General features: G+C 70.2%; 15 protein-coding genes. 3 read left to right on the top strand and 12 right to left on the bottom strand.

Annotated elements, in window-relative coordinates; translation table 11 throughout:
• Window positions 1–198: 198 nt before the first annotated feature.
• The 4 genes from ACN27F_RS31560 to ACN27F_RS31545 all read right to left on the bottom strand — a co-directional run bounded on the left by ACN27F_RS31560 (window position 199) and on the right by ACN27F_RS31545 (window position 3,876).
• Window positions 199–975, bottom strand: coding sequence for an enoyl-CoA hydratase/isomerase family protein (locus ACN27F_RS31560; RefSeq protein ID WP_421440578.1), 777 nt, complete (start codon window positions 973–975; stop codon window positions 199–201).
• A gap of 46 nt (window positions 976–1,021) precedes the next feature.
• Window positions 1,022–1,249: a helix-turn-helix domain-containing protein gene (locus ACN27F_RS31555; RefSeq protein ID WP_421439106.1), complete on the bottom strand. Its 228-nt coding sequence runs from the start codon at window positions 1,247–1,249 to the stop codon at window positions 1,022–1,024.
• 271 nt (window positions 1,250–1,520) lie between these two features.
• Window positions 1,521–3,128 carry an ABC-F family ATP-binding cassette domain-containing protein gene (locus tag ACN27F_RS31550; protein ID WP_421439105.1) on the bottom strand — a complete coding sequence of 536 codons (1,608 nt, stop codon included), beginning with the start codon at window positions 3,126–3,128 and terminating at the stop codon, window positions 1,521–1,523.
• A 175-nt stretch (window positions 3,129–3,303) separates the two neighbouring features.
• Entirely contained in the window at window positions 3,304–3,876 is a 573-nt protein-coding gene (locus ACN27F_RS31545) for a hypothetical protein (protein WP_421439104.1), read from the bottom strand.
• Between the two features lie 214 nt (window positions 3,877–4,090).
• Here ACN27F_RS31545 and ACN27F_RS31540 point away from each other — a divergent pair, with 214 nt between their 5' ends.
• Both ACN27F_RS31540 and ACN27F_RS31535 read left to right on the top strand, forming a co-directional pair.
• Window positions 4,091–4,834, top strand: a complete 744-nt coding sequence (locus ACN27F_RS31540; RefSeq protein WP_421439103.1) for a magnesium transporter MgtE N-terminal domain-containing protein — start codon at window positions 4,091–4,093, stop codon at window positions 4,832–4,834.
• Between the two features lie 125 nt (window positions 4,835–4,959).
• On the top strand, window positions 4,960–8,232 hold the full coding sequence (locus ACN27F_RS31535) for a penicillin acylase family protein (protein WP_421439102.1): 3,273 nt from the start codon (window positions 4,960–4,962) through the stop codon (window positions 8,230–8,232).
• 57 nt (window positions 8,233–8,289) lie between these two features.
• Here the strand turns inward: ACN27F_RS31535 and ACN27F_RS31530 are convergent, their stop codons facing one another.
• The 8 genes from ACN27F_RS31530 to ACN27F_RS31495 form a co-directional block, all read right to left on the bottom strand.
• Window positions 8,290–8,661 (bottom strand): metal-sulfur cluster assembly factor, encoded by a 372-nt coding sequence (locus ACN27F_RS31530; protein WP_421439101.1) that lies wholly within the window; start codon window positions 8,659–8,661, stop codon window positions 8,290–8,292.
• Entirely contained in the window at window positions 8,661–9,116 is a 456-nt protein-coding gene (gene sufU / locus ACN27F_RS31525) for a Fe-S cluster assembly sulfur transfer protein SufU (protein WP_421439100.1), read from the bottom strand. Before sufU ends, ACN27F_RS31530 begins: the two co-directional genes overlap by 1 nt.
• On the bottom strand, window positions 9,116–10,423 hold the full coding sequence (locus ACN27F_RS31520; protein WP_421439099.1) for a cysteine desulfurase: 1,308 nt from the start codon (window positions 10,421–10,423) through the stop codon (window positions 9,116–9,118). Before ACN27F_RS31520 ends, sufU begins: the two co-directional genes overlap by 1 nt.
• Window positions 10,423–11,196: a Fe-S cluster assembly ATPase SufC gene (gene sufC, locus ACN27F_RS31515; protein ID WP_421439098.1), complete on the bottom strand. Its 774-nt coding sequence runs from the start codon at window positions 11,194–11,196 to the stop codon at window positions 10,423–10,425. The genes ACN27F_RS31520 and sufC overlap by 1 nt, the downstream gene beginning before the upstream one ends.
• Complete coding sequence (locus tag ACN27F_RS31510) at window positions 11,193–11,522, bottom strand: non-heme iron oxygenase ferredoxin subunit (protein ID WP_421440577.1); 330 nt, start codon at window positions 11,520–11,522, stop codon at window positions 11,193–11,195. The genes sufC and ACN27F_RS31510 overlap by 4 nt, the downstream gene beginning before the upstream one ends.
• 11 nt (window positions 11,523–11,533) lie before the next feature.
• On the bottom strand, window positions 11,534–12,778 hold the full coding sequence (gene sufD, locus ACN27F_RS31505; protein WP_421439097.1) for a Fe-S cluster assembly protein SufD: 1,245 nt from the start codon (window positions 12,776–12,778) through the stop codon (window positions 11,534–11,536).
• A gap of 88 nt (window positions 12,779–12,866) precedes the next feature.
• Window positions 12,867–14,297 (bottom strand): Fe-S cluster assembly protein SufB, encoded by a 1,431-nt coding sequence (gene sufB, locus ACN27F_RS31500; RefSeq protein WP_421439096.1) that lies wholly within the window; start codon window positions 14,295–14,297, stop codon window positions 12,867–12,869.
• Window positions 14,294–15,085: a helix-turn-helix transcriptional regulator gene (locus ACN27F_RS31495; protein WP_421439095.1), complete on the bottom strand. Its 792-nt coding sequence runs from the start codon at window positions 15,083–15,085 to the stop codon at window positions 14,294–14,296. Before ACN27F_RS31495 ends, sufB begins: the two co-directional genes overlap by 4 nt.
• 96 nt (window positions 15,086–15,181) lie before the next feature.
• Between ACN27F_RS31495 and ACN27F_RS31490 the strand changes: the two genes are divergently transcribed.
• Window positions 15,182–16,174, top strand: coding sequence for a COX15/CtaA family protein (locus tag ACN27F_RS31490; protein WP_421439094.1), 993 nt, complete (start codon window positions 15,182–15,184; stop codon window positions 16,172–16,174).
• Window positions 16,175–16,330: the final 156 nt, after the last annotated feature.

Below are 16,330 nucleotides of genomic sequence, written 5' to 3'. Positions count from 1 at the left end.
GCCTCCCAGCTCCACCGCCCGCCGATGTACGCACCGGCTACCAGTCTCCCGGACCAGCCCGGGCCGGTCCGGACCGGACCGGCCCAACGTCAGCGACAACAGCACCGGTAACTGGTCTCTTCCCGATCGCCCATTACAGTCCAGGTACCGACACCAGCGGGTGATGGTCGCGGTGGCGGCGGTGGCAGGACCGGTGGGTCACTCGCCGAGGCCGGCCAGGTCGCGGATCCGGCGGGTCTGGGCCTCACGCTCGGCACGCAACTGCTCGGTACGGGTACGCCGGGCCGCGTCGACGAGCAGGGCCTTGATCTCGATCACGGCGTCGCGATGACCGGCCAGCACCGCCGCGGTGAGATCATCGATGGCCGGATCGAGCTGGCCGGCCGGGACCACCAGGTTCGTCAGACCGAGCCGCTCGGCTTCGGCCGCGTCGAGCCAGCGGCCGGTGACGCAGATCTCCAGCGCCCGACTGTACCCGACAAGATCGACCAGGCGCCCGGTGCCGCCGAGATCTGGCACCAGGCCGAGAGTCACCTCGGCCATGCACAGCCGCGCGTCGTCGGTGAGAATACGCAGATCGCAGGCCAAGGCAAGCTGAAATCCGGCGCCCACGGCGACGCCGTGTACCGCGGCGACAGTGATCAGATCGGGGCGCGCCAGCCAGGTGAAGGCCTCCTGGAACTGAGCGATCCGGGCGGCGCACTCGTCCGGTGGCAGGGCCGCCAACGGTTGCTGCTCGGGACCGGCAGCCGGGTCGAGCAGTGCCGCGGCGACCTGGCGGTCGAGGCCAGAGGAGAACGCCCGGCCAGCGCCTCGCACGACCACGACGCGCACGTCGCCACGCAACTCGCGGTCGATCGCGCGCAGTGCCCGCCACATGTCCGGGGTTTGTGCGTTGAGCACGTCGGGCCGGTCCAACGTCACCGTCGCGACCGGCCCGGCGTAGTCGAGTCGTACGTCGCCGGACACGGTCAGCGGGGGTTCCGGTCGCGATGGCGAGACACGACAAGGGCCTGGGCGTTCATCCCTTCTTGCGGCGCCGGGCGCCGCCGCGCTGGCGCAGTTGCACGCCGGATTCGGTCAGCACCCGGTGGACGAACCCGTAGGAGCGGCCGGTCGAGGCCGCGAGGGCACGGATGCTCTCGCCGGAGGAGTACCGCTTGACTAGGTCCTTGGCCAGGGTCTGACGCTCGGCTCCGACGATCCGGCGACCCTTCTCGGTGCTGGCGGCTGTGCCGGTGGCTGCCATGTTGATTCCTCACGTCCCAGACTGTGCGGTTCGATGCGGTCCCACCTATTAGACCGCCTCCAACGATCATGCGCTAGATATCAAACGTGCGCCAACCGACACGCACACCCGCGTCAGTTCCCCGATACGGGTCCGCTACCGAATCCGTCCCGCATCCCAGCGCACCGTCCCATCCTGGCCGCCGAGCGATGTTCATGCAATTCACGCTATCCGAAAATGACGTTCACCGATACCGCAAACAGCCGGCGGCCAGCCTGGCGCGGCTGCAGGTTCATGCAAGTTCCACGAGTTCGAGCAGGTCGTCGCTCCAAGCGTCCTCATCGCCGTCGGGAAGCAGAATCGCCCGGTCGGGTTTGAGTGCGAGTACCGCGCCGGGATCATGGGTCACCAGCACGATGGCACCCGGATACCGAGCGATGGCATCGAGAACCTGTTCACGGCTGACCGGATCCAAGTTGTTCGTCGGCTCGTCGAGCAGCAAAACGTTCGCCCCGGAACAGACCAGCGTGGCCAAGGCGAGCCGGGTCTTCTCTCCGCCGGACAGCACTCCGGCCGGCTTGTTGACGTCCTCCCCGCTGAACAGGAACGCGCCGAGAATCTTTCGCAGGTCGGTATCGGACTGCTCAAGGGCGGCACTGCGCATGTGGTCCAGCACCGACCGCTCGACGTCGAGCGTCTCATGCTCCTGGGCGTAGTACCCGATCCGCAGTCCATGCCCGGACTGCACGCCGCCGGAATCCGGTGCCAGCAGACCACCGAGGATACGCAGCAGGGTCGTCTTGCCGGCGCCGTTCAGGCCGAGAATTGCCACCCGCGAGCCCCGGTCGACGGCGACATCGACGCCGGAAAAAATCTCCAACGAGCCGTACGACTTCGACAGCCCGGACGCTGTCAACGGGGTCTTGCCGCATGGCGCCGGGCTCGGGAAGCGGACCTTGGCCACCTTGTCGGCGACCCGTTCGTCGTCCAGACCGGCGAGCAGCTTCTCCGCGCGGCGAGCCATGTTCTGCGCGGCCACCGTCTTGGTCGCCTTTGCCCGCATCTTGTCCGCCTGGGCCAACAACGCACCGGCTTTCTTCTCCGCGTTGGCCCGTTCCCGACGGCGCCGCCGCTCGTCGGTCTCCCGCTGCTGCTGGTACACCGACCAGCCGACGTTGTAGACGTCGACGACCGAGCGAGTCGCGTCGAGAAACCACACCTTGTTCACGACCGCGTCCAGCAACGCGACATCGTGGCTGATCACCACCAACCCACCCTTGTGCCCGGCGAGGAAGCCCCGCAGCCAGGTGATCGAATCGGCGTCGAGGTGGTTGGTGGGCTCGTCGAGCAGCAGGATGCCGCCGCCGTTGTCCGCCGCGTCGCGGAACAGGATCCGGGCCAACTCGATCCGCCGCCGCTGCCCGCCGGAAAGGGTACCGATCGGCTGGCCGAGGACCCGGTCGGGCAGGCCGAGGTTGGCGCAGATGCGGGCTGCCTCGGCCTCGGCGGCGTACCCGCCGAGCGAGGCGAACTGGTCCTCCAACGCACCGTACCGCCGGACCAGCCGCTCGTCGGTGTCGCCCGAAGCGAGCTTCGCTTCCAGGTCGGCCATCTGGGTCAGCAGGGTGTCCAGGCCACGGGCGGAGAGGACCCGGTCCCGGGCGCAGACCTCCAGATCGCCGGTACGGGGATCCTGGGGCAGATAGCCGACCTCGTTTCGCCGTTCGATCTGCCCCGCGTACGGCAGTCCTTCACCCGCGAGCACCTTGAGCGTGGTGGTCTTGCCGGCACCGTTACGGCCGACCAGTCCGATGCGGTCCCCTGGCTGCACGCGCAAGGTGGTGTCGGAAAGAAGAATCCGGGATCCGGCACGCAGTTCGAGGCCGGTGGCGCTGATCATCGGTGACTCGCTCCTGACGTCGAGGGCTGACTCGCGGACGTGACAAGGCGCCGACGGGAGAACCTTCCGTCGGCGTGGGGCGGTTCAGCCTTCGCAGAGCAGCACGCGTTCCATCGTACCGCCGGGCGGGTAGCGGCTCCCAGCGGATTGATTCGTCAAGATCAGGGCCAACGGCTCAGTCGAGCCACGGACCGGTGCACACCCGCCAACTGCCCCGCTCGTCGACCACGTGGAACTCCACCACCCGGGCACCCCCGTCCGGACCGGTCAGCCGGGCGGCGACCGCCACCACCGGACCGGCCACGGCCACCACCGGCCCGGCCACGGCATCGTCGGTCGGCCGGGGGGCGGGGTACGCGGCACCGACCCAGTAGTCGGCCACAGGGTGCCGCCCTGCCCACAGGACGAACGCCGACCTGTCCACGCCCTCGCGCACCGGCCGGCACAGCAACTCGTACGCGGCGTCCGGCGGGCCGGCCGCCAGTCGGCGCAGGAAGGTCGCGGCGGCGGTACGGGCCGCCTCCTCGGCCGGCTGCCGGATTCCCAGGAAGGTTCCACCGATCAGCGCTGTCACCGCGGCGAGCAGCACGAACACTGCGACGACCACCCCGACCTGCCGCCCGACCGGGCCGGTCAGCCGCGCGGCGAACCGACCGAGGGAGCGCGCCGGACGCGCCCCGGACCGACCGAGGAAGCTCGCCGGGCGCGCCCCGGACCGACCGGACGGGCGTCGCACAAGGGGTTCCATAGGCCGGAGGGTAACCGAGCCAGGCTCGTCACCACGGCGACGCCGGCCCGGCCCGCACCCGCCTGACCAGCCAGAGATACTGGTGACGCTGGCCGAACGGGGCACAAGTCCACCAACGGGTTGATGTATCGCGACTACCTGGGGTGTTAGGCACATCAGGCGCGTAACGATCACTTGACTCCTGGAGAAGAAACTCATGCTGCCCGGTGGGATGATGCCCGTTACCCAGCTGATCGCGATGGTGCGCAGCACCCCACCGCGACAGGCTGTCGGGCTACTGGCGGCGATGCCCGCCGATCGGCTTCCGGTCGTCGTCGCCGAGTTGCAGCCGGCGGATCTGATCCGGTTGCTGCCGGCCGCCGGCAACGACCTGCGTACCCGGATGCTGGCCCTGCTCACCGCCGATCAGCTCGCCGACCTGGCCCGCGCCATGCCGGTCGCCGACGCGGTCGAGATCCTCGCCAGGCTGCCGACCGGTCAGGTCCAGGCGGTCGCGAACCGGCTCCCGCAGCCGACCGCCGCGGCTCTGCTCGGCGCGCTCCCCACCGACCGGCAGGCCGAGCTCCTCTCGGTGATGCGGCCCCAGCAGGCGCAGGCGGCCTGGGCCGGGACCTACCAACGCGAGGTGGCCGAGGCGCTCACCCGGGCCAACGCCGAGGTGAGCATCCCGGCGGACGCCCCGGCCGGCATCGTGCTGGTGCAGATCTTCGGCTGGCGGATCACCGTCGCCGCCCGCCGTGACGATGACGGACGGATCGCGGTACGCGACGCGGAGGACGCGGCGTACCGGCTGCGGGCCAACGCGGCGCTGGCCGTCACCGACTACCAACCGGCGACGGACGTGCTGGACTACTGCGACGAGGCGCGTCGCCAGGGGCGGCCGATCAGCGCGGTCAGTTGGACCGACAACCGGCACGACGGCTACCTCAAACGAGCACTGGTCGGTCTGGTTCAGTAGAGACGGCGACGAAAATCGAACGAACTGAATCTTTCCCAGCGCGCCGACGGATGACTACTATCCAGTAACCAGAGCTTCTTTCGCATCCGACCATCGGTCCACCCCCGCTCGCCGATGGAGGCGTCATGCATCCGCGACCCACCCCGCCCCGCTTTCGCGCCGCCGCCGTCGCGGCGGTGACCCTGGTTGCCGGCACCGCGATCGCCAGCACCGCTCCTGCGGCTTCCGCCGCGGCCGCGCCGGATCCCAGCGCCGACGTCGAAACTCAGTCGACCGTGGTCGACTACTGCCTCGGCGAGTGCGCCGACATCCTGCCGCCCGGGCAGAACGGCAACGCCACGCTGGTCGAGATCCTCAGTCACCAACTGCTCGGCACCTCCCCCGCCCACTCCCGCGACCAGATCGACCGCTATGCCAACCTGGTCTACGGCTACGCCGGACTGGCCGAGGAGCAGATCGACTCCTTCTTCAACGACGCGTCGTTCGGCGTACCGCCCGGCCGGGCCGAGCGGACCTACCAGCCGCGCTCCGATGTGACCATCGTCCGGGACCGGGCCACCGGAGTCCCGCACATCACCGGCACCACCCGCGAAGGCACCATGTTCGGCGCCGGTTACGCCGGCGCCGAGGACCGACTGTTCACCATGGATCTGCTGCGTCATGTCGGGCGGGGCAGGCTGACCCCGTTCGCCGGCGGTGCGTCGGGCAACCGCGGCCTGGAGCAGAGCCTGTGGCGTACCGCGCCGTACACCGAGGCCGAGCTGGCCGCCCAGGTCGAGGCGCTGCGCCAGCAGGGACCCCGGGGTGAGTTGCTCTACGACGACGTCAGTGCCTACATCGCCGGGGTGAACGCCTACATCGGCGATTGCATGGCCGGGCGCAACTGTCCGGGTGAGTACGTCCTCGCCGGACATCTCGACGCGATCACCAACGAGGGCGGACCGGAGCCGTTCCTGATGACGGACCTGATCTCCATCGCCGGGGTGATCGGCGGGCTGTTCGGCGACGGGGGCGGTGCCGAGATGCGCTCCGCGCTGGTCCGCATCGCCGCCCGGGCCCGCTACGGTCCGGTCGAGGGTGACCGGGTGTGGGCCGGATTCCGGTCGCAGAACGACCCTGAGGCGGTGTTGACCCTGCACGACGGTCAGAGCTTCCCGTACGGACAGGCAGCGGCGGACGCGCCCAGCGTGGTGCTGCCGGACGCCGGCACCGCCCGGTCGGAGCCGATCGTCACCGACAAGACCGGATCCGCCGGCGCCAGCACGGCGACGACGGCCGGCCCGACGATCGGCGTCGGCGACCGCAGTGACATCGCCGCCGCCCTCGCCGGGCTGACCATCGGACCGGCGCACCGGGGCATGTCGAACGCGGTGGTGGTCTCCGGCGCGCATTCGACCACCGGGCACCCGATCGCCGTGTTCGGTCCACAGACGGGCTACTTCGCCCCGCAACTTCTCATGGCGCAGGAGTTGCAGGGTCCGGGCATCAGCGCCCGCGGGGTCGCGTTCGCCGGGCTCAACCTCTACGTGCTGCTCGGCCGGGGCGCCGACTACGCGTGGAGCGCGACCTCGTCCGCCCACGACATCACCGACGCGTACGCGGTGCCGCTGTGCACCACCGACGGTAGCGCCCCGACCCTGGACAGCAACCACTACCTCTTCCGTGGGCAGTGCCGGGCGATGACGGAACTGTCGCATGTCAACAGCTGGTCGCCGACGGTGGCCGACCCGACGCCCGTCGGGTCGTACCGGCTGGTCGTCTGGCGCACCGATCTCGGTCTGGTCCGCTGGCGGGCGATGGTCGACGGGCGACCGCACGCCTTCACCCAACTGCGGTCCACCTACCGGCACGAGGCCGACTCGGCGATCGGGTTCCAGATGTTCAACGACCCCACCGTCATGGGCACCGCCACCGACTTCCTCGACTCCGCCAACAATGTGGACTTCGCGTTCAACTGGTTCTACGTCAATTCCAGCGAGGCCGCCACGTTCACCTCGGGGCTCAACCCGGTACGGGCCGACGGCGCCGACCCCAACCTGCCGATGCGGGCCGATCCGGCGTACGAGTGGCGCGACTACGACCCGGTCGCGAACACCGCCCGGTACGCTCCGGCCGCCGAGCACCCGCATTCGATCGACCAGGACTACTACATCAGCTGGAACAACAAGCAGGCGGCGGACTTCAGCGCCGCGGACGGCAACTTCAGCTTCGGCTCGGTGCACCGCGGCGACCTGCTCGACGTGCCGTTTCGTGCGGCCGTCGACGCCGGACGCAAGCTGGACCGCACCGAGGTGATCCAGCTGGTACAGGCCGCCGGGCTGACCGACCTGCGCGGCGCGCAGGTGCTGGACAGCATGCTCCGGGTGATCGACAGCGCCCCGGTCACCGATCCGGCGCTCGCCGCCACCGTCGACGCGTTACGGGCCTGGCGGGCCGACGCGGCGCTGCGGGTGGAGACCTCGGCGGGTAGCCGCGTCTACCGGCACGCCGACGCGATCAAGGTGCTCGACGCCTGGTGGCCGCTGCTGGTCCGGGCACAGTTCCGGCCCGGTCTCGGCGACGACCTCTACGGCGCGCTGGTCGACACGTTGTCGATCAACGAGTCGCCCTCCGGCGGGCAGTCGGGCGATGAGTCAGGGCTGCCGGGGTCGGTGAACTCGACGCAGAGCCACGAGGGCTCGGCGTTCCAGCACGGCTGGTGGGGCTACGTCGACAAGGACCTGCGCGGGGTGCTCGGCGAGCCGGTGGCCGGCGGGCCTGGGCTGACCTACTGTGGCGGCGGGGTGCTGTCGGCGTGCCGTCAGGTGCTGCTGGACACCCTACGGGCGGCGGTCGCCGAGCCGGCGACCACCACCTACCCGGGTGACAGCTACTGCGCGGCCGGCGACCAGTGGTGTGCCGACTCGATCGTGCACTCCCCGCTTGGCGGCATCACCCAGGAGATCATCGCCTGGCAGAACCGTCCCACGTACCAGCAGGCGGTGTCCTTCCCGGCGAGCCGCGGCGACGACGTGGCCAACCTGGCCGCCGGTCGTCCGGTGAGCGCGAGCAGCAACCAGATCGGTCGCACGGCGGCCCGTGCGGTGGATGGCGACCACGCCACCCGGTGGGCCAGCAACTGGTCGGACGCCCAGTGGCTACGGGTCGACCTGGGCACGGTACGCCCGGTCGGACGGGCCGTGCTGTACTGGGAGTCGGCACACGCCCGGGCGTACCGGATCGAGGTGTCCGACAACGGCGTCAGCTGGCGAACCGTCTGGTCGACCGAGGCCAGTGACGGCGGGACCGACGTCGCCGTGTTCCCCGCCACCACCGCCCGCTACGTACGGATGGTGGGCGTGACCCGGGCGACCGAGTACGGCTACTCCCTGCACGAGTTCGAGGTGTACGGCCAGTGACCGGGACGCGGTCGGCGGCGCCCAGCCGCCGGCCCGGCCCGGGTACGCCGGCAGCGGTCAGACGTTGAAGCCGAGGGCCCGGAGCTGGTCGCGACCTTCGTCGGTGATCTTGTCCGGGCCCCACGGCGGCAACCAGACCCAGTTGATCCGGAAATCGGCGACCAGGCCGCCGCCGGGCCCGGTGGTCAACGCCTGCCGGGTCTGATCCTCGATCACGTCCGTCAACGGGCAGGCCGCGCTGGTCAGCGTCATGTCCAGGGTGGCGACGTTGTCGTCGTCGACATGCACGCCGTACACCAGGCCGAGGTCGACCACGTTGATGCCCAGCTCCGGGTCGACGACGTCCTTCATCGCCTCTTCGACATCGGCCAGGGCGGCCTTGTCGGCCGGCGAGGTGGCCGGTACGGTCGCGGTCTCGTCGGAACTCATCACTTCACCTCCGGGCTCACACCCACACCGGCGCGCACCGCGGCGTCCTTGAAGGCCATCCACGGCAGCAGCGCACACTTCACCCGGGCCGGATAGCGCGCGACACCCGCGAACGCCACCCCGTCGCCCAGCACGTCCTCGTCCGGTTCGATCTGGCCGCGCCCGGACACCAGCTCGACGAAGGCGCCGTGCACCGTCAACGCCTCGTCCACCGGTCGGCCGTCGACCAGTTCGTACAGCACACTCGCCGAGGCCTGACTGATCGAGCAGCCCTGACCTTCGTGCGAGACCCCGAGCCGGTCGCCGCCGTCCACACTGACCCGGACCGTCACCTCGTCCCCACAGGTGGGGTTGACGTGGTGAGCCTCCCCCGCGTACGGCTCCCGCAGCCCGCGCCCCTGCGGGTGCTTGTAATGGTCCAGGATGATCTCCTGGTACAGCTGGTCGAGCTCCATCAGTCGAAGACCTTCCGCACCTGTTCCAGCCCACGCACCAGCGCGTCCACCTCACCCGTGGTGGTGTAGAGGTAGAACGACGCGCGGGTGGTGGCCGGCACACCGTAGCGGACGCAGACCGGCCGGGCGCAGTGGTGGCCGACCCGCACCTGCACGCCCCGGGCGTCGAGGACCTGCCCGACGTCGTGCGGGTGGATGCCGTCCAGCGCGAACGAGATCGTGCCACCGCGGCCCTGCGGCTGCGGCGGGCCGACGATCCGCAGGCCGGGCACGGTGGCGAGGGCCTCCAGCGCGTACCCGGTGATCCGCTGTTCGTGGGCGGCGACCGCCGGCATGCCCAGCGTGGTGAGGTAGTCGACCGCGGCACCGAGCCCGACCGCCTGGGCGATCGGCGGGGTGCCTGCTTCGAACCGGGCCGGCGGCGGGGCGAACGTGGATCCGCTCATCGCCACCGTCTCGATCATCGATCCGCCGCCGAGCACCGGTGGCATCGCGGCCAGCAGCGCCGCCCGGCCCCACAGCACGCCGATGCCGGTCGGCCCGCACATCTTGTGCCCGGTGAACGCGATGAAGTCGGCGTCCAGGGCGGCCACGTCCACCGGCCGGTGCGGCACCGACTGGGAGCAGTCCAGTAGCAGCAGCGCGCCGACCTCGCGGACCCGGCGGGTGATCGCGGCGAGATCGTTGACCGTGCCGAGGATGTTCGACATGTGCACCAGCGAGACCAGCCTGGTCCGCTCGGTGATCACCTGCGCCAGGTCCGACTCGTCCAGCCGACCGTCCTCGGTCAGCCCGAACCAGCGCAGCGTGGCACCGGTGCGCTGACAGAGCAACTGCCACGGCACGATGTTGGAGTGGTGCTCCATCTCGGAGATCACCACCTCGTCGCCGGGGCCCAGACGCAGCCGCGGGTCAGCCCCGACCGCAGCACCGGAAGCGTTGGAGAAGGCGTACGCGACCAGGTTGATCGCCTCGGTCGAGTTCTTGGTGAACACCACCTCGTCGGGGCTGGCCGCGTTGACGAACGTGGCTACCTTCGCCCGGGCGCCCTCGTACGCCTCGGTGGACTCGGTGCCCAGGGTGTGCACCGACCGGGCGACGTTGGCGTTGTGCCGCTGGTAGTAGTCGGTCAGCGCGTCCAGCACCTGCCGTGGCTTCTGCGAGGTGTTGGCGCTGTCCAGATAGACCAGCGGATGCCCGTTGACCTCCCGACCGAGGATCGGGAAGTCGGCGCGGACCGCGTCGACGTCCAGGGCGGTCGGGCTCTCCTGAACCGGAGTGTCCCGGGGGATGGCGACAGTGCCCATCAGACCGCCGCCGTGCCGGCACCCGCGACGTACCGCTCGTAGCCTTCGGCTTCCAGCTTGTCGGCCAGCTCCGGGCCGCCCTCCTCGACGATGCGACCACCGACGAAGACGTGCACGAAGTCCGGCTTGATGTAGCGCAGGATCCGGGTGTAGTGGGTGATCAGCAGCAGGCCGGTCGCGCCGGTCTCGCGAACCCGGTTGACCCCCTCGCTGACCACCCGCAGCGCGTCGATGTCGAGCCCGGAGTCGGTTTCGTCGAGGATCGCCATCTTCGGCCTGAGCAGTTCGAGCTGCACGATCTCGTGCCGCTTCTTCTCACCGCCGGAGAAGCCCTCGTTGACGTTGCGCTGGGCGAACGACGGGTCCATGTGCAGCCGCTCCATCGCGCCGCGCAGCTCGCCGGCCCAGGTACGCAGCTTCGGCGCGCTACCGTCGACCGCGGTCTTGGCGGTACGCAGGAAGTTGGCCACCGACACTCCGGGCACCTCGACCGGGTACTGCATGGCCAGGAACAGCCCGGCGCGGGCCCGCTCGTCGACCGCCATGGCGAGCACGTCCTCGCCGTCGAGCAGCACCTCGCCGCCGGTGATCTCGTATTTCGGGTGACCGGCGATCGAGTACGCCAGGGTGGACTTGCCGGAGCCGTTCGGACCCATGATGGCGTGGGTCTCACCGGACCGGACGGTCAGCGTCACCCCGGCGAGGATCGGCTTCAGCTCGCCTTCCGGCAGCTTGACCGACACCTGCAGGTCACGGATGTCCAGAACGCTCATGGTGCGGTTACTCCATTGCTCGGCGTGAGACTGACGTAGATGTCGCCGTCGCGGATCTCGACGGGGAAGATGGGTACGGGTTCGGTGGCGGGCAGCCCGGTCGGCTCACCGGTGCGCAGGTCGAAGCGGGACCCGTGCAGCCAGCATTCCAGCGTGCAGCCGTCCACCTCGCCCTCGGACAGCGCCACCGCGGCGTGCGAGCACTCGTCGTACACCGCGTGGAAGGAGTCCTCGTCGGTGTGCACGACGGCGACCTGCGTACCGTCGATGTCGGCGCTGACCGCGGTGCCCTTCGGGACGTCGGCGGTGGCGCAGACCCTGATCAGGTCGGACATGCTCAGCGCTGTCCCTGTACGACCGCGCCCGGCTGCCCGGGCACCACCGGCCCTGACCCGGCGCCCACCGCGTGCGCCGCCTCGGCCTGCGCCGCCTCGGTCTGCGCTGCCTCGGTCTTACGCAGCCGCTGTTCGATCGCCGCGCCGAGGCGGTCCCGCAGTTGCTCCACCGGGATCTTGTTGATCATCTCGGCGAAGAATCCGCGGACCACCAGCTTGCGCGCCTCGGCCTCCGGGATGCCCCGGGCCATCAGGTAGAACAGCTGCTCGTCGTCGAACCGCCCGGTGGCACTGGCGTGGCCCGCCCCGGCCACCTCACCGGTCTCGATTTCCAGGTTGGGCACCGAGTCGGCCCGGGCCCCGTCGGTGAGCACCAGGTTCCGGTTGATCTCGTACGTGTCGGTGCCGGTCGCCTCGGCGCGGATCAGCACGTCGCCGACCCAGACGGTGTGTGCGCCGTCGCCCTGCAACGCGCCCCGGTAGGCGACGTTGCTGCGACAGTCCGGCACCGTGTGGTCCACCAGCTGCCGGTGCTCCAGGTGCTGGCCGGCGTCGGCGAAGTAGAGGCCGAACAGGTCGGCGTCGCCGCCGCGACCGGTGTACTCGACGGTGGTGAACTGGCGGACCAGGTCCCCGCCGAGGGTCACCTGTACGTGGGTGACCCGGGCGTCCCGGCCGAGCCGGAACTTCAGGTGCTCGGCCTGCACCGCGTCGGACGCCCAGTCGGTGACGGTGACCAGGGTCAACGCGGCCCCGTCACGCACGATCACCTCGACGTTGTCGGCGAGGGTGGCCGACCCGGTGTATTCCAGCACCAGGGTGGCCTCGGCGAACCGACCGACATCGATCAGGGTGTGGCCGTACGTGACGCCGTCCGCCCCGGTGCCCACCACCCGGACGGTGGCCGGCCGCGCCGGCACGGCCTCCGGCGCCACCTGCACCAGTAACGCGTCGGTGGCCTGGCCGTACGCCAGTGCGCTGATCCGGTCGAACGGGGTCAGCACAGTGCCGAACCGGGCATCGCTCCGGTCGACCGCCTCGGCCGTGACCCCGGCCGGCAGCTCGGCGTACTCGTACCGGACCGCGCCGGTGGCCGCCGGCGTCCCGGCGGCCAGCCCGCGCAACCGCTTGAGCGGGGTGAAGCGCCACTCCTCCTCCAGGCCGGTCAGGGCCGGGAAGTCGGCGACGTCGTACGAACGCAGCGCCTGCGACTTGGTCTTCGGCGGCGCGGAGGCCTGAATAGTCATCTCTTCCTGTTCTGGGCGGGCGAACTCTGGATGGGCGAACGCTGGGCGGGCGACGTGGTCGCGGCGGTAGGTGGTGCGGTACCGGCGGTCAGCCGACCGCGCCCTCCATCTGCAGTTCGATGAGGCGGTTCAGCTCCAGTGCGTACTCCATGGGCAGTTCCTTGGCGATCGGCTCGATGAACCCGCGCACGATCATCGCCATCGCCTCGTCCTCGCTCAGACCGCGGCTCATCAGGTAGAACAGCTGGTCCTCACTGACCTTGGAGACGGTGGCCTCGTGTCCCATGGCCACGTCGTCCTCGCGGATGTCCACGTACGGGTAGGTGTCCGACCGCGAGATCGTGTCGACCAGCAGAGCGTCGCACTTGACCGTGGACCGGCTGTGGTGCGAACCCTCCAGCACCTGCACCAGGCCCCGGTACGAGGTACGGCCGCCACCCCGGGCGATCGACTTGGACACGATCGTCGAGGAGGTGTTCGGCGCCGCGTGCACCATCTTGGCACCGGCGTCCTGGTGCTGTCCCTCACCGGCCATCGCCACCGAGAGCACCTCGCCCTTGGCGTGCTCGCCGGTCATGAACACGGCCGGGTACTTCATGGTGACCTTGGAACCGATGTTGCCGTCGATCCACTCCATGGTGGCGCCCTGGTGGCACACGGCCCGCTTGGTGACCAGGTTGTAGACGTTGTTCGACCAGTTCTGGATGGTCGTGTAGCGGCAGCGGGCGTTCGGCTTCACCACGATCTCGACCACCGCCGAGTGCAACGAATCGGACGAGTAGATCGGCGCGGTGCAGCCCTCGACGTAGTGCACGTACGCGCCCTCGTCGACGATGATCAGCGTCCGCTCGAACTGGCCCATGTTCTCCGTGTTGATCCGGAAGTAGGCCTGCAGCGGGATCTCCACGTGCACGCCCTTCGGCACGTAGATGAACGACCCGCCGGACCAGACGGCCGTGTTCAACGCGGCGAACTTGTTGTCGCCGACCGGGATCACCGTGCCGAAGTACTCCTTGAACAGGTCCTCGTGCTCCTTGAGCGCGGTGTCGGTGTCCAGGAACACCACACCCTGCTCCTCCAGGTCCTCACGGATCTTGTGGTAGACGACCTCCGACTCGTACTGGGCGGCGACCCCGGCGATCAGGCGCTGCTTCTCCGCCTCCGGGATGCCCAGCTTGTCGTAGGTGTTCTTGATCTCCTCAGGCAGCTCGTCCCAGCTGGCGGCCTGCTTCTCGGTGGAACGCACGAAGTACTTGATGTTGTCGAAGTCGATCCCGGTCAGGTCGGCGCCCCAGGCGGGCATCGGCTTGCGGCCGAACAGTCGCAGGCCCTTGAGCCGCAGGTCGAGCATCCAGTCGGGCTCGCCCTTCTTCGCGGAGATGTCGCGCACGACTGCCTCGTTGAGGCCGCGCTGGGCGGCGGCCCCGGCCACGTCGCGGTCAGCCCAGCCGTACTCGTACCGGCCAAGGGCCGCGAGGTGCTCCTCCTGGGAGATGGGCGCGACGGTCTGCTCGGTCATCTATCTGTCCTCACAGTGCTGGTGACGTGGTCGGTTGAACGTTCGGGTGCCCCGCTGGACGCGGCGGCACCGGTCGGAGCGGCCTCCGCCCGGCGCGGATCGGGAATGTGTGTGGTGCACACCCCGTCGCCATGGGCGATGGTGGCCAGGCGCTGCACGTGGGTGCCGACCAGGCGTGAGATCACCGCGGTCTCAGCCTCGCACAGCTGCGGAAACTCGGCGGCCACATGCGCCACGGGGCAGTGGTGCTGGCACAACTGCCCCCCGGACGCGATCGCGGACGCGTTGGCAGCGTAACCTTCGGCGCTCAGTGCCGCGGCGAGGGCTTCCGCCCGCGCGAGTGGGTCGTCGCCGGCACCGGCCAGCGCGGCCCGGCATCGGGTTTCGAGTCCTTCCACCTGGGTCGCGGCGAACTCCTCGAGTGCCGTGTCACCGCCGTAGTTGGCGATCCAGCGCAGCGCGGCGGCGGCGATGCTGTCGTAGCGGTACCGGCCGTGCCGGGACCGGGCCTCGTCGGTGAGCCGGAAGACCTTGGCCGGGCGGCCCCGCCGGCGGTGCCCCCGCACGGCCGCGTCCCGGGCGACGACGTCGCCGTCGGCGAGCATCGCGTCGAGGTGCCGGCGGATCGCCGCCGGGCTCAGACCGAGCTCGGCGCCGAGCTGCGCGGCGGTGGCCGCGCCCCGCTCCAACAGCAGGACGACCAGCCGGTCCCGGGTACGCAAGTCCTGGCCGCCGACGACCTCCCGGGTCGCCGGCCCGCCGCCCGGGAGGCCCGCCCTGTTTTTCACTACGCCAACGTTACGTATTTCCGTGGGCGCTCGCAAACGCTTCCGGCGGTGATCCGTCGCACCGGCCCGGCACCAGGCCACGATGTGGGATCCGGCATGCGTACGATGGCGGCCGTGACCAGTTCCGGCCGGTTCTCCGTGTCCCCCGCCACGCTGCGACGACTCAGCCTCGCCTCGCTCGTGGCGAACGTCGCGATCGTGGTGACCGGCGGCGGCGTGCGGCTCACCGGTTCCGGTCTCGGCTGCCCCACCTGGCCCCGCTGCACCGAGGACTCCTACGTCACCACCCCCGAGATGGGCATCCTCGGGGTGATCGAGTTCGGCAACCGGGTGCTGGGCATCCTGGTCGGGCTGATCGCCCTGGCGACCGTCGTGGCCGTGCTGCGCGCGCGTCGCGGGGACCTGCGCGGACTGGCCGTCGGCGTACTGGGCCTGATCGTCCTGCAGGGTGTCATCGGCGGGATCAGCGTCCGGGTGCAGCTCAACCCCTGGGTGGTGGCACTGCACTTCATGCTGTCGATGGTGGCGCTCGCGGTCGCGTACGCGCTGTGGCGACGCACCGGCGCGGACGGGCCGGCCACCACCGACACCGTGGCCCGGCCACTGCGGCACCTCGCCTTCGTGATCACCGCGGTCAGCTTCGTGGTGCTGGTGCTCGGCACCGTGGTCACCGGCAGCGGACCGCACGCCGGCGACCCGGACGCCGGCCGGACCGGACTCGATCCGCAGGTGATGTCCCAGTTGCACGCCGACTCGGTGGCACTGCTGATCGGGCTCTCTCTGGCCTGGTGGTTCGCGCTACGCGCGGTCGGCGCGGCCCGGCCCGTGACCCGGGCGGCCGCCGTGTTGGTCGGTGTCGAACTGGCCCAGGGGCTGATCGGTGTGGTCCAGTACCTCACCGATCTGCCGGTGGCGCTGGTCAGCGCGCACATGCTCGGCGCCTGCCTGGTGTGGCTGGCGACACTGGCCGTGCTCTGGTCGATCCGGCGGCCGGCGACGGTCGGCGTGGACGGGCCACCCGTGGAATCGGCCGCCGTGACCGACAGCGCCGGTACGGCCGACGAACGGCTGTTGGTGCCCGCCAACTGACCCCGGTCGTCGGCAGGCCGACCGCGCAGGTCGCCAGCTGGACCTTTGCGGTCGTCAGCTGGACCTTTGCAGGTCGTCGGCGGCGGACCTTTGAAGACGGCTGAAGACCGCCGACCTCTCCCGATCGCGCAGCGTATTGGTGAGGCTACGCCTGTG

The organism is Solwaraspora sp. WMMB335, from assembly GCF_049179075.1.
In the GTDB taxonomy this organism is placed as follows: domain Bacteria; phylum Actinomycetota; class Actinomycetes; order Mycobacteriales; family Micromonosporaceae; genus Micromonospora_E.
The sequence above is the reverse complement of the archived record's forward strand: the minus strand, read 5'-3'. Positions and strand labels throughout refer to the sequence as shown.